The organism is Nonomuraea sp. NPDC050783 (genome assembly GCF_040802095.1).
Lineage (GTDB): Bacteria > Actinomycetota > Actinomycetes > Streptosporangiales > Streptosporangiaceae > Nonomuraea.
Map to the genome: position 1 here is coordinate 617,129 of NZ_JBFAHK010000004.1, position 13,062 is coordinate 630,190.

The following is a 13,062-nucleotide window of genomic DNA, read 5'->3' on the forward strand; positions in this document are numbered from 1 at the left end:
AGCGGCGGCGGATGAAAAGGCGTCAGGTGAGCGGCGTCAGGTGAGAGCGCGTTCGAAGGTCAGCAGGGTGGTCCCCGGGCCGTTGTAGCCGGGGACGGGGCCGTTCACGGTGAAGCCCATGCGCCGGTGGAAGGCGACCGACGCCTCGTTCACCGGCGAGGTGATGGCCTTCACCACGTGCCGCCCGTGCTCGCGCGCCATCCCGAAGAACTCCTCGTACAGCTCCCGCGCCACCCCCGTCCCCCTGGCCTCCGGGGAGACGCCCACGAAGTGGATGTACGCCTCGCGCGGCGCCGACGGCGACAGGAACCCGATCAGGAAGCCCGCCATCGCGCCGGAGGCCGACGTGGCGATGAGGCTCGTCCGGTGGAAGTGGTCGAGGAAGAGCCTCGGGAGGGAGGCGAGGATCGGGCGGCCCCACCACGCGTCGACCACGGCGGCGATGGCGTCGTAGTCGCCCGGCGTGGCGGGGCGCAGCGTGTGCCGGGTCACGGGGACGTCAGTCCCAGTGCGGCGGCCTGTTCTCCAGGAAGAAGTCGTCCGGGTCCTCGTCGGGGAGGTCGTCGCCCCAGCCGAGGTCCAGGTCGTCCGCCGTCTGCTCGGGGTAGAAATCATCCACGGCTTACATGCTACCTAGACGTACAAAGCAATACCCGGCGTGTCCCCAGCTCCGGGGACACGCCGCAGGTGCGGCGGTACGATGCCAGGGCAGGTGTCGCCTATCCCCCGTGAGGCTGCGCATGGCCACCCCGACCGGTTGGCGGCGAGAGGGCAATCTCCCGGCAGAGCTCACCAGCTTCGTCGGCCGCACGCGTCTGCTCGCCAACCTCAAACGGCACCTGGGCGAGTCCCGGCTGGTGACCGTCACGGGCATCGGCGGCGTCGGGAAGTCCCGCACCGTGCTGCGCCTGGCGCACCAGGTGCGCTCGCAGTACCCCGACGGCGTCTGGTTCGCCGACCTGGCCAGGCTCCAGGACGCGGGCATGGTCAAGCACACGATCTCCTCGGCCCTGCGCATCGCCGACCAGTCGTCGCGGGCGGAGTCGGAGTCGCTGTCGGAGTGGGTCGGCGAGCGCGACATGCTGCTGATCATCGACACCTGCGAGCACGTCGTGCAGGGCTGCGCGGAGCTGGTCCACGAGCTGCTGGAGGCGGCGCCCAACCTGAAGGTGCTGGCCACCAGCCGCCAGTCGCTGCACCTGCCGTACGAGCACGTGGTCCCCGTCCCGCCGTTGCAGGTGCCCGGCGACGACGCGGCCGTCAACTACTTCACCAACGAGTCGGTGCAGCTCTTCGCCGCCCGTGCCGGGGCCAGCGTCCCCGACTTCCAGCTCGACGAGGGCAACATCGGCGCGGTGGCCGAGCTGTGCCGGCGGCTCGACGGCATCCCGCTCGCCATCGAGCTGGCGGCGGTGCGGCTGCGGGCGTTGTCGGTGGAGCAGATCCTGGGGCTGCTGGCCGACCGGTTCAGCCTGCTGGCCGGCGCCAGCCGTACGGCCCTGCCGCGCCACCAGACGCTGCGGGCGGCCATCGGCTGGAGCCACGAGCTGTGCGAGCCCGCCGAGCGGCTGCTGTGGGCGCGGCTGTCGGTGTTCGCCGGCGACTTCGAGCTGGACGCGGCGCGCTTCGTCTGCGCCGACGGCCGCCTGCCGTCCGAGGACATCACCGATCTGGTCACCGGCCTGGTGGAGAAGTCGGTGCTGCTGATCAGGAGCAACCACGCGGGTGTCCGCTACAAGCTGATCGACACCCTGGCCGAGTACGGCGACGAGTGGCTCGACAAGCTCGGCCAGCGCGAGCAGATGCGCCAGCGGCACCTGGAGTACTACCTGAGCCTGGCCCAGCGCAGCGAGGACGCCTGGTCCGGGCCGCGGCAGATCTACTGGTTCGTCCGGATGCGCCAGGAGCACGACAACGTGCGGGTGGCGCTGGAGCACGCGCTGAAGACGCCGGGCAAGGAGATCTCGGCGCTGACGCTGCTGTCGTCGTTGTGGTTCATGTGGGTCTGCTGCGGCTTCGCCCGCGAGGGGCGGCTCTACCTGGAGCGGGCGCTGGAGGCCAACCCCGAGGTCAGCAAGGAGCGTTGCAAGGCGTTGTGGGTGCTGTCGTACGTCAAGAGCGCCCAGGGCGACAGCACGGGCGCCCAGGCCGCGGCGGAGAAGTGCAGCACCGAGGCGGTCCGGGTGGGCGACTCGCGGGCGGTGATCCTGGCCTCGAAGATGCAGGGCACGGCCGCGCTGCTCCAGGGCGACCTGCAGAAGGCCAGCGCGCTGCTGGGCGTGGCGATCGAGTTCAACACCGACAACAAGGAGCTCAACCCCGGCCTGCTGCCGGCCATCGTGGAGCTGTCGCTGGTGCTGTCCTCGCAGGGCGAGCTGTACGAGGCCGAGTCGCTGCTCCAGGACTGCCTGCAGGTGTGCCGGGAGCGCGGCGAGCTGTGGGTCAGCTCCCACGCGCAGTGGGCGCTGGCGGGCACCAGGCTGGCGACGGGCCGGGCCGACGAGGCGCTGCAGAACGCCCGGGAGGCGCTGCGCATCAAGCGGCACTTCCACGACACGCTCGGCATGCTGCTCGCGCTGGAGACGGCGGCGCGCATCTTCGCCGAGCTGGACGACGCCGAGACGGCGACACAGCTGCTGGGGGCGTTGCAGCAGAACTGGAAGACGGCCGGGCTGCCGCAGCTCGGCGCGCCCTGGATGACCGACGTCCACGACGCCTGCGTGCGCGAGTGCAAGCGCCGGCTGGGCGAGGTGGCTTACAAGGAGATCTTCGAGGAGGGCGCGCGACGGGATCTCGAGGAGGCGTCCGCGCTCGCGCTGGGCGAGCTGGACGCCCCTGGCGAGAGCCGGCCTCACACGGCTTGAGGCCAGCGGGTGCCGTCGGGCCAGGCGCCGACGTAGCGGGCGCTGCCGAGCGAGAACTCTATGTGGCCGCGGATCCAGTGCTCCAGGCCGCGGACGTACTTGCGGACCGGCAGGGTGGCCCACCGGTCGAGGGTCGCGCGCCGCTGCAGGAAGGCGGTGAGGGCGGCGTTGTGCATCCGGGAGACCTCCAGCATGGCCTCCTGGATCGTGAGGGACTTGTGCGTGGCCAGCACGGTGACGAGGTTGTGCCGGGCTTTGTCGTTGTCGCGCTCCTTGGCGTAGGACAGCAGGTCGTTGTCCCACCCGATCAGGTCGCACGCCAGGTCGGACAGCGTGCGCACGTCGGGGTGGTGCCACTCCTCGGCTTCCAGCCGGTAGCCGCCACCCGCGTCGATGAGGGCGAAGCAGGTGTAGGTGGCTCCGGTGATGCGGCGCATGAGGATGTAGTCCTCAGGGGTGGGGATCAGGTCCACCTCGCGGTTGGCGGCCTCCCAGATCTGGGCGAACAGGTACTCCTTGACCGTGGTCCGCCACCGGTCCACCTGGGCCGGGGTGGCGAGGGCGGAGATGCGGTCGAGGAGCTCCTTGAGCGTCAGGCCGAACGGGTCGTCGTGTTCGTCGGGGTCCTTGCGCCCGTCGAGGATCTCCAGGAGCGGCGGCAGGGCACGGGCCAGAGCCGAGGCCCGGTGTCCCATGAGCTCGCCCTCGCAGAAGGCGTCGTCGAACGCGAACAGCCAGTTGTACCAGTCGTTGATCAACCGGAGGCTGTCACGCGGCACGGTCGGATTGGTCCGGGCCGCGAGCAGGCCGATCTTGGAACGCCGGAAGAGTTCGACCGTCGCGGCGCCCTTGAGCATTTTTGAGGCGGCCAGCCATGCGTGGCTCTCCGCGTCGACCTCCGAAGCATGCTCGTGGATCTCGCTGGGGAACGGGCATGGCAGCGGAGGGATGTGGAGCGGTCGCCTACCGAAGGAGTGTGCAGAAGTAGCCACGTCCTTAAGCATGACTACGGACTGCTCGAAAAGCCACACTCGACAAGTTCGTGGCCTTTAATGCTTATTTCACACTATGAAGCCCTTTGCGTGGAGCGTTGGATAAACTGGCTTTTCGCGAACATCCAGACCTTGCCCGGCGCATGGGACCGAGCCCGCCGCCCGGCCCCGTCCTGGCGGGCCGTGGAGCGCTGACCACGGCGGATCGCCTCCCCGGTACGCCGCCGGCGAGCGGGGGCGGGCCGCGGTCTCCGGCACGCCCGATGCCGGCGCGGCGTGTGACAAGCGTCATTACCGTCGCGGCGTGACCGTAATGAGCCGCCGCCCTCAGCAAAGTGTCACCTTTGCCGCCGGGCCGATCTCCTGGCCCGCTCTCCTGGCCCGATCCGGCGAGCCGGTCCGACGGCCGGTCCGACGGCCGGTCCGACGGCCGGTCCGACGGCCGGTCCGACGGCCGGTCCGACGGCCGGTCCGACGGCCGGTCCGACGGCCGGTCCGCTGGCGTGGCGGCTCCGGGTCCCGTCCGCGCGGGTCGTCGTGCCTCGATAGGGTGCCGTGCGCGGAATCGTTCCGACCCGCCATAGGTTCTGGGAAAGAGTACCTAGGGAAAGGCTGTCCAACCGTGTTCGACCCGAAGGATCTCTACGAGCTCGCAGACGAGCTGCCCGAGCTGCACGATCCGGTGTTGCTGTACCACTTCGACGGCTTCGTCGACGCGGGGGGCTCCGGGCGGCTGGCGCTGGGCCACCTGCTCGCCGAGCTGGAGCACCGGGTCGTGGCGACGTTCGACGTGGACCGGCTGCTCGACTACCGGTCCCGCCGGCCCATCATGACCTTCGACACCGACCGCTGGGTGGAGTGCGAGAGCCCGGAGCTGGCCGTCTACCTGTTGAAGGACACGACGGGGACGCCGTTCCTGCTGATGCAGGGGCCCGAGCCCGACCGGGAGTGGGAGTTGTTCACCAGGGCGGTCAAGGCGCTGGTCGACCGGCTGGGCGTGAGCAAGCTGGTGACGGTGCACGGCATCCCGATGGCGGTCCCGCACACCCGCCCGCTGGGGGTCACCACGCACGCCAGCCGTCCCGAGCTGATCAACACGCAGAGCAGCGCGTTCGGCCGGGTCCAGGTGCCGGGCAGCGCGGCGGCGCTGATCGAGCTGCGGCTCGGCGCGCAGGGGCACGACGCGCTGGGCTACGCGGTCCACGTGCCGCACTACCTGGCGCAGGCCGAGTATCCGACCGCCGCGGTGGCCGCGCTGGAGGCGGTGACGCGGGGCACCGGGCTGGTGTTCCCGATGGACGCGCTGCACGAGGCCGCCCTGCGGACGACGGCGGAGATCGAGGAGCAGATCCGCGCTTCTAGCGAGCTGTCCACCGCGATCAAGGGCCTGGAGCAGCAGTACGACGCCTTCGCGGCGGGCACCGAGCGCGAGAACCTCATCGCCGAGACCACCCCGATGCCCACCGGCGACGAGCTGGCCGCCCAGTTCGAGCGTTTCCTCGCCGAGCGGGACGACCCGCCCGCCCCGTGACGCCGGGGCCCGTCACCTGGCCCTTCCGCTAGCCTGGCCGGATGAGCGAGATCCGGGTCGGGCTGGTCGGTTACGGGGTCGCGGGGGCGTTCTTCCACGCGCCGCTGATCCACGCCACCGAGGGGCTGAGGCTGGCCGCGGTCGTCACCCGGGACCCGGCGCGGCAGTCGGAGGTGGCCGGCCGCTACGGCGCGCAGGGCGTCGCCGACGTGCGGGAGCTGTGGGGGCGGTGCGACCTCGTCGTGGTCGCCTCGCCCAACAGGACGCACGTGGCCACGGCCGCCGCCGCCATCGAGCAGGGGCTGCCGGTCGTCGTGGACAAACCGCTGGCCGGCACCGCCGAGGAGGGCCGGGAGCTGGTGCGGCGGGCCGAGGAGCGCGGGGTGCTGCTCACCGTCTTCCAGAACCGGCGGTGGGACGGCGACTTCCTGACCGTGCGGCGGCTGGCCGCGGAGGGCGCGCTCGGGGAGATCCTGCGTTTCGAGTCGCGCTTCGAGCGCTGGCGGCCGGTCCCCAAGGGCGGCTGGCGGGAGACCGGCGGGCCCGAGGAGATCGGCGGGCTGCTCTACGACCTGGGCAGCCACCTGGTCGACCAGGCGCTGCGGCTGCTCGGGCCGGCGCGCGAGGTCTACTGCGAGAGCGACGTGCGGCGGGAGGGGGTCAACGCCGACGACGACACGTTCATCGCGCTGACGCACGCCGGCGGGGCTCGCTCGCACCTGTGGGCCGGCTCGCTGGCGGCGCGGCCCGGGCCGCGCTTCCGGGTGCTGGGGTCGGCCGCCGCGTACGTCAAGCACGGCATGGACGTGCAGGAGGAGCGGCTGCGCGCCGGGGTCGCGCCCGGCACGCCGGGGTTCGGCGAGGACGAGCCGGAGCGCTGGGGCGAGCTGGGCACCCCCGGCGACCAGCGGCGGGTGCGCACCGAGCCCGGCGCCTACCTCGACTTCTACCGGGGCGTGGCGGCGGCGCTGCTGGAGGGCGCGCCGCCGCCGGTCGATCCGCGCAGCGCGGTGGACGTGCTCGCCGTGCTGGAGGCGGCCCGCCGCTCGGCCGCCCAGCGCGCCGTGATCCACCTGGGCTGACCGGGCGGGCGACGGGAGCCGGACACATCGGGCGGGCCGCGCGGATTCGGCGGCCCGCGCGGTCGGGCGGGCGTCAGTCGCGCAGGCGGGCGCGCATGGCGGCCGTGTCGGTCTCGGTCCAGCCGTTGCGCGACAGCCAGCCCATCACGCCGCCGAAACGCTCCTCCAGCACCTGGAAGAACTGCTCGATGTAGCGGGGACGGGGCAGGTGGTCGTCGGCGGGGCGGGAGTCCAGGTCGCCGCGGTAGGTCTCGCTGGCGCGCAGGCGCCGCAGGATCAGCTCCAGGCGCTCGCCCGTGGCCGCGTAGTCGGCCACGATGGCCTCCCTGGTGACCCCGGCCACCTCCAGCGCCAGCGCCGACAGCACGCCGGTGCGGTCCTTGCCCGCCGCGCAGTGCACCAGCGCCGCCCCGTCGTCCAGCGCCATCGCCCGCAGCGCCGCGATCACCGCGGACGGCCGGTCGCGCAGGTAGCCGAAGTAGAAGCCGGTCACCCGCAGCTCCTCGTCCGGCACCCGCTCGGCCCAGGGCAGCACCCGGTCGCCGTCGATGCCGAGGGGCTGGGTGTCGGCCTCGACGTCGGTGTGCCGGCCGCCCTCGGCGAACAGCGTCAGGTGGTGGTGCCGCACCTCCGGCACCCGGGTCAGCGGGCCGGGGCCCTCCAGCGCGACCTCGGCGTTGGAGCGCAGGTCCACCACGTGCCGCAGCTTCAGCTCGCCGACCAGCAGGGCGACGTCGCGGGGCGTGAGCCCCTGGAGATTGTCGGCACGGAAGATCCGGCCACGTACCGTGACACCGCCGTCACGGGTGGGAAGGCCGCCCAGGTCACGCGCGTTGACCGCGCCTTCCAGCTCGATCCACCTTGTCATCTCGCTCATCAGGTTCGACCCTATATGTCCCTCAAACATGAGCGAATTCGTGCTTCATAACGCAGCATGAACGTATGGATCCACGAGCTCTGCCTCCAAGGCTGGTGATCGATCCCTCGCTGCCCCCGGAGATCTCAGTAGAGCTACGGTCGAGCCCGCACATCCTCCGCATGGCTCGGACCGGCAAGCGGATGGACACCACCTTCCATCCCGCGCTGCTGTTCGTCCTCCCCGCGTTCCTGGTGCTGATCGGCCTGGTGGCCGAGTCCGCCGGAGCGTTCGTGGCCGCCTTCGGCATCGGGCTGATCGCGCTGCTGCGCTGGATGGCGGTGGACGGGTCGTACCGGGCCACGAAACGCCGGCTCCGCCTGGCGTACGCGCACGCCGACCGGTACGTCCTGCCCGAGGACCTGGACTACCCCTGCCAGCAGCTCCTGCGGCGGGCGCAGAACGCGGTCGAGGTCATCCTGGCCTCCAAGGTGCACCGGGCGGGCCTGATCGACACCATCGACAACCAGGTGACCCTGCCGGAGGAGGTCTGGCAGATCGCGCAGCGGCTGCGCGACCTGTCGGCCATGCACGCCGAGCACGGCCGGCTCGTCCCGCGCGAGCTGCCGCCCGGCATGGAGGAGGCGTTCCGGCCGTACACCAGCGCGCTGGACGCCGCCTGGACGTCTTTGTCGCAGCGGGTACGCCACCTGGAGAAGTACGCCAAACAGGTGATCAAGACCGACAAGGTCTACCAGACCCACAAACGCCTGGAGGCGCTGGCGGCCAGGACTCCCGACTACCAGCGGCTGATCGCCGACACCGTCCGGGACGAGCTGGCCCGCCAGCACATCAGGGAGCTGGCCGACCAGGCGGCGCACGCGCGCAAGCTGTTCGAGGAGAGCATCACGCAGGCCAGGCAGGCGGCGGGCGCGCTGCTGCGCACCCCGCTCACCTGAGCCTGAGGGTCTAGACCGCGGCCCGCCGCAGCAGCTCCAGGGTCCGGCGCAGGCCGGCCTCGTTGCCGAGGCTGCGGTAGATGTCCCTGGCCTGCTCCAGCGGCGCCACCGCGGCCCGGTGCCCGCCCGCGTCCAGGTGCGCCTCGCCGAGGTAGCGCAGGCTGCGCGCCATCCACCAGCGGTCCTGCAGCTCCTCGAAGCCCTCGACGGCGTGCCGCAGCTCCCGCTCCGCCTCCGCCAGGCGCCCCAGCCGGGCCAGCGCCCGGCCCGCCGAGAGCGCGGTGCGCGCCACTCCCCAGGAGTCGCCGAGCGCGGCCAGGATGTCGGCGGCCCGGCGTACCTGGTCCAGCTCGCGCAGCCCGCTGTCGGGGTCCCCGACCTCGCCCGCGGCCCGCAGGCAGCGGGCCTCCTCCCACAGCTCGCCCCGCTGCCGGAACATCTCGCCCGCCCGGTCGAGGCTGTGGCCCGCGCGGGCGAACAGGCCGGCGGCGTTCCTGCGGTCGCCCTCGCGGTGCTCGCGCCGCGCCTGCGCCGCCAGCACCTCGCCGTACACGCGCAGCGTCTGGGCCTCCGAGTAGCGGTTGCCCTGGCTCTTGAAGACCTCCAGGGCGTCCTCCAGCAGCTCCCGCGCCTCCTCGGGCCGACGCTGGGCCATCCGCATCTCGGCCAGGTTGCGCTGGGTGCGGGCCATCCACCACAGGTCCTCCTCGCCCTTGAACGCGGCGATGGCGTCGATCAGGTGGTCCTGGGCCCGGTCCAGGTGGCCGTCGTTGAACAGGGTCATGCCGATCGTGCGCATGGCGCGGGCCGCCCACCAGGTCTCGCCCAGGCCGGTGAAGGCGTCCAGGGCCTGCCTGGCCTCCTCCAGCGCGCGCTCGCGCAGGCCGAGCCCGCCGTGCACCGCGGCGCTGTCGAGCAGGGCGATGGCCGGCGCGCGCGGGTCGCCCTGCCCGGCGGCGGCGCGCTCGGCGGCGGCCCGGCCGAGCTCCGCCACCGCCTTCCAGTCGGCCCAGTAGGCGCGCAGCGAGTGGCACAACGAGCAGAACGCCCGGGCCAGGCCCCACGTCAGCTCCCACAGCTCCAGCCGGTGCGCCAGGTTGATCATGGCCAGCAGCGACAGCCGCTCGGCGTTCAGCCAGTCACCGGCCCGGACCTGCCCGCCGGAGCCGGCCCGGCGCCCGCCCTTGCTCCAGTCCTGCGGCCAGCGGTTCTGGGCGGCCTCCTCGGCGCGGCGGCGGTAACCGTGCAGCACCCGCTCCAGCGCGGCGCGGCGGCGCTCCGGCTCGTCCTGGTCGGCCAGCTCGCCGGCGAACACCCGGACCAGGTCGTGCAGCCGGTAGCGCATCGTCCCGGTCTGGTCGGTGCCCGAGCACTCGGCGAGCTGGGCGTCGATGAGGGCTTCGAGCTGGTCGCCGCCCTCCAGGACGGAGACGTCGAGCAGCTCGCCGGCCACCCAGCCGGGCACGTCGGGCGCGGGCAGCGCGCTGAGCAGGCGCAGCAGGCGGCGCTGCATGCCGGTGCAGTCGTCGTAGCTGAGCTGCAACGAGGCCCGTACGCTCTTGTCCACGCTCTGCGCCACTTCGAGCTGGTCGAGGCGGCGGCGGGTGTCGGCCAGCCGGCCCGCCATCTCGCGCAGCGTCCACTGCTCGCGGGTGGCCAGGCGGCCGCCGCAGATGTTGATCGCCAGCGGCAGGTGGTCGCACAGGCGGACGACCTCCTTGGCGGCCTCCAGGTCGTCCACGACCCGGGCGCCGCCCGCCAGCCTGGCCAGCAGCTCGACGCCGTGGGCCTCGCTGAGGACGTCGAGCCGGGTGTCGTGGGTGCCGCTCAGGAACAGCGGGGAGCGGGAGGTGACCAGCACCGCGCAGCCGGGCGCGGCCGGGATGAGCGGCTTGACCTGGTCGGCGTCGCGGGCGTTGTCCAGGCCGATGAGGATCCTGCGGCCCTTGGTCCAGGTCAGCCAGAGCTTGCGCAGCTCGTCCAGGCCGCCGGGGTCGGTGGTGAGGCGCACGTCCAGCGCGCGCAGGAAGCCGATCAGGACCTCGTCGGGGCGGACCGGGGCTTCGACGGTGCCGCGCAGGTCGGCGTAGAGGCGGCCGTCGGGGAACCAGCCGGCGACCTCCTGGCCGAAGCGGGTGGTGAGGGCGGACTTGCCGACGCCGCCGCGGCCGTAGACGGAGACGACGAGCGGCGGCGACAGGTCGTCCGAGCGGCGGCGGGCGGCGAAGACCCCGTGCAGCTCGGCCAGCGCCTCGGCGCGGCCGGTGAAGTGCTCGGGGACGGGCGGCCACTGGTCGGGCGCGAGCGTGCCGGCCCGGCCGGCCGCGGCGCGCCTGCGGGGCTGCGACTCGGTGGTGGCCCAGGTGGTGAGGCCGACGAGGACGGCCGCCGTCACGGTCACGCCGATCTTGGCGGCGGGCGGGAGGTCCCATTCGACGCTGGCGGCCAGGACGCTCGCCGCGGCGGCCGCCAGGCCGGCCGACACCGACGCGGCCCAGGGCACCCTCCCGCGCCTGCGCCGCGGCCTGTCGGGTAAGCCCCCCGTCGTCCGGTCCGGCAGGTGGTCCTCGCTCAACCGGCACCCCCTTTCGGGGGTCGATTCAAGCCGATGGGGCGCGGCCCGCGCCAGCCGCGCCCCACGGGTTTCCGCTACAGGCCGACCACGTGGCAGGTGGCGGTCATCGTCCTGGTCGGGTCGCTCTCGGAGGTGGCGGTGAGCCTGACCTGGGCCAGGCGGTCGCCGCCGGTCGTGCGCAGGGCGTTGACGGTCACGGTGTCGTGCTTGCCGAAGGCGACGGCGGCCAGCTCGTTCGGGAGCTGGGCGGTCCAGCCCTTGCCCTTCACCTCGGCCTTCAGGCGGTAGACGTCGGAGCCGAGGTAGGCGCTGACGTCCTCGGGGTGCTGTCCCTGGGCGGGCGCGGCCCTGCCGGTGTTGAACAGCGGGAACGTGCAGGTGGAGGCGTTCTTGCCGGTGGGGACGCCGGCGGCGGGCAGCACCCTGACGCCGCGCCGCTGCGGGCCGGCGCCGTCGAGCGAGCGCACGGCCACCTTGTACGACAGCTCGCCGTCGCGGTCGCGCTTGCGGTCCAGGATGTAGAAGTGCAGCCGGTTGGCCTGGTCCACGTACTCGTACTGGCTGCCGGAGCCGGTGCCGGCGTGGAAGAGGGCGTCGGCGAGCTGGCGGTAGTCGCCGATGGTGATCGGGACCTTGGTGCCGTCCGGCAGGACGTAGTCGGTCATGCCGATGTCCTGCGGGTTGGCGTCGATCACCCACTCGAACGGGGCCCGGTCCTGGTTCTTGGTCTTGGCGAGCAGGACGCCGGAGTCGGGGGTGAAGGAGTCGCTGCCCATGCGGTCCACGACCTCGACGGTGTAGTTCTCGTAGCCGCCGCCGTCGCAGAGCGGGTCGGCGGCGTCGCAGGTGCTGTTGTCGGGGCCGTCGAAGGCGATGTTGACGCCGGACAGCTCGTCCTTGCCGGGCTGCACGGCGCGGGCCAGGACGTCGGCGACGACCAGGCCGGAGTCGTCGAGGGCGGCCCTGGACAGGCGCAGCACGTTCTGCTCGTCCACCATGCTGAGCTTGATCTTGTTGCGGAGCATGTGCTGGGCGCCCATGGACGCGCCGGCGGTGGGCGGGATGAGCCAGCGGGAGTGCGGGCCGCCCGGGCCGTTGAAGCTGCCACGGCTGAGCATCTCCCAGATGCCGGTGTAGGCCCGTTTGGGCGGCACCGCGTAGGGGTTGTTGTAGTTGTCGGCGATGCCGAAGATGTGGCTCAGCTCGTGGGCGAAGGTCGCCATGCCCGAGCTCTCGGCCTGGACCGAGTCGATGCCGAAGCGGGCGTTGGGCCAGAAGTTGGAGCCGGCCTGCCAGGAGGTCCACTCGACGTAGCGGGTCCTGGACCAGTTGGGCAGGGCGGGGTCCTCGGGGCCCCACGCGTCCGGGACGTCCTCCTTGGTGGGGAACTTCATCATCCCGAACTCCTGCCAGGTGGACGACTCGTCCTGCCCGGCGCTCAGGTAGAAGACGAAGTCGAACTGGGCGGCGGTCTCCTGGCCGACGTCGGCGAGCCAGGCGGCGTTGCCGTCGGCGCGCAGGTTGCGGGTGCAGGTGTCCCCGGCGGGGCAGGCGTCGCGCTGGTACTCCATCGCGTACTCGTGGTCCTTGCCCGGCATCGTGTACGGGCCGAACCCGGTCAGCTCCACCCCGATCCGGCCGCCGGAGTCCTCCATCCAGTACTCGTGGATGGTGTGCCCCTTGTTGAGGGCGTTCGGGGTGTTGAGGAAGTCCTTGTAGAACGTGGCGACCTGGTCACGTGGGATGTCGTGGGCCTCGGTGCTCGGGTTGCCGTAGATCGTCGAGTTCTGGGGCTGGGTGACGACGAACGGCTGGTTGGGGTAGTCGAGCAGGACGAGCGCGCCCTTGAAGGTGCGCTGGGAGCCCTTGACGGCGGGGTCGTTCCAGCGGGTGCCGGGCGGCTTCTTGTAGTCCGCCCACGTCATGTTGTCGGGGTTTTCCCAGTTCTGGGGGTCGATGGGCTGGATGCCGGTCGTGGGACGGCCGCGCAGGGTGGTCCTGGCGTCCATGGAGGTGTCGCTCTGCCAGGGCTGCGTCTGCGGCCAGTGGTCTCGGCGCCACGGGTGCTCGGGCGCGCTGGGGGGCGCTGCGGAAGCGGGGGTCGCCGCCAGCGTGACCGGAACCATCACGATGGTCGCGAGCAGTCCCCTCAATAGCTTCTTCGGGACAATCACGGCACGACGGTATAGACGTTGTTGACCCG

General features: G+C 72.3%; 10 protein-coding genes. 4 read left to right on the top strand and 6 right to left on the bottom strand.

Going from position 1 to position 13,062, the window contains the following annotated elements:
* Positions 1–36: 36 nt before the first annotated feature.
* Positions 37–492 carry an N-acetyltransferase family protein gene (locus AB0H75_RS14250; RefSeq protein ID WP_367795811.1) on the bottom strand — a complete coding sequence of 152 codons (456 nt, stop codon included), beginning with the start codon at positions 490–492 and terminating at the stop codon, positions 37–39.
* 236 nt (positions 493–728) lie between these two features.
* Between AB0H75_RS14250 and AB0H75_RS14255 the strand changes: the two genes are divergently transcribed.
* Positions 729–2,864 carry an ATPase gene (locus tag AB0H75_RS14255; protein ID WP_367795813.1) on the top strand — a complete coding sequence of 712 codons (2,136 nt, stop codon included), beginning with the start codon at positions 729–731 and terminating at the stop codon, positions 2,862–2,864.
* Here the strand turns inward: AB0H75_RS14255 and AB0H75_RS14260 are convergent.
* Both AB0H75_RS14260 and AB0H75_RS14265 read right to left on the bottom strand, forming a co-directional pair.
* The gene (locus AB0H75_RS14260; protein ID WP_367795815.1) at positions 2,852–3,721 is read right to left on the bottom strand and encodes a hypothetical protein; all 870 of its coding nucleotides are present in this window, start codon (positions 3,719–3,721) and stop codon (positions 2,852–2,854) included. The genes AB0H75_RS14255 and AB0H75_RS14260 overlap by 13 nt on opposite strands.
* Before the next feature lie 199 nt (positions 3,722–3,920).
* Positions 3,921–4,403, bottom strand: coding sequence for a PT domain-containing protein (locus AB0H75_RS14265; protein ID WP_367796023.1), 483 nt, complete (start codon positions 4,401–4,403; stop codon positions 3,921–3,923).
* Between the two features lie 75 nt (positions 4,404–4,478).
* Here AB0H75_RS14265 and AB0H75_RS14270 point away from each other — a divergent pair, with 75 nt between their 5' ends.
* Positions 4,479–5,387 (top strand): proteasome assembly chaperone family protein, encoded by a 909-nt coding sequence (locus tag AB0H75_RS14270; protein ID WP_367795817.1) that lies wholly within the window; start codon positions 4,479–4,481, stop codon positions 5,385–5,387.
* Between the two features lie 41 nt (positions 5,388–5,428).
* A complete protein-coding gene (locus AB0H75_RS14275; protein WP_367795819.1) occupies positions 5,429–6,469 on the top strand; it encodes a Gfo/Idh/MocA family oxidoreductase in 1,041 nt (346 codons plus the stop codon).
* A gap of 73 nt (positions 6,470–6,542) precedes the next feature.
* On the opposite strand, the gene AB0H75_RS14280 is transcribed toward AB0H75_RS14275, so the two are convergent.
* Positions 6,543–7,346: a tyrosine-protein phosphatase gene (locus AB0H75_RS14280; protein WP_367795821.1), complete on the bottom strand. Its 804-nt coding sequence runs from the start codon at positions 7,344–7,346 to the stop codon at positions 6,543–6,545.
* A 161-nt stretch (positions 7,347–7,507) separates the two neighbouring features.
* On the opposite strand from AB0H75_RS14280, the gene AB0H75_RS14285 reads away from it, so the two are divergent.
* Positions 7,508–8,284: a hypothetical protein gene (locus AB0H75_RS14285; RefSeq protein WP_367795823.1), complete on the top strand. Its 777-nt coding sequence runs from the start codon at positions 7,508–7,510 to the stop codon at positions 8,282–8,284.
* A 10-nt stretch (positions 8,285–8,294) separates the two neighbouring features.
* Here AB0H75_RS14285 and AB0H75_RS14290 read toward each other — a convergent pair whose 3' ends face one another.
* Both AB0H75_RS14290 and AB0H75_RS14295 read right to left on the bottom strand, forming a co-directional pair.
* Positions 8,295–10,787 (bottom strand): tetratricopeptide repeat protein, encoded by a 2,493-nt coding sequence (locus AB0H75_RS14290; protein ID WP_367795825.1) that lies wholly within the window; start codon positions 10,785–10,787, stop codon positions 8,295–8,297.
* 146 nt (positions 10,788–10,933) lie between these two features.
* Positions 10,934–13,012 (bottom strand): M6 family metalloprotease domain-containing protein, encoded by a 2,079-nt coding sequence (locus AB0H75_RS14295; protein WP_367795827.1) that lies wholly within the window; start codon positions 13,010–13,012, stop codon positions 10,934–10,936.
* Positions 13,013–13,062 lie beyond the last annotated feature (50 nt).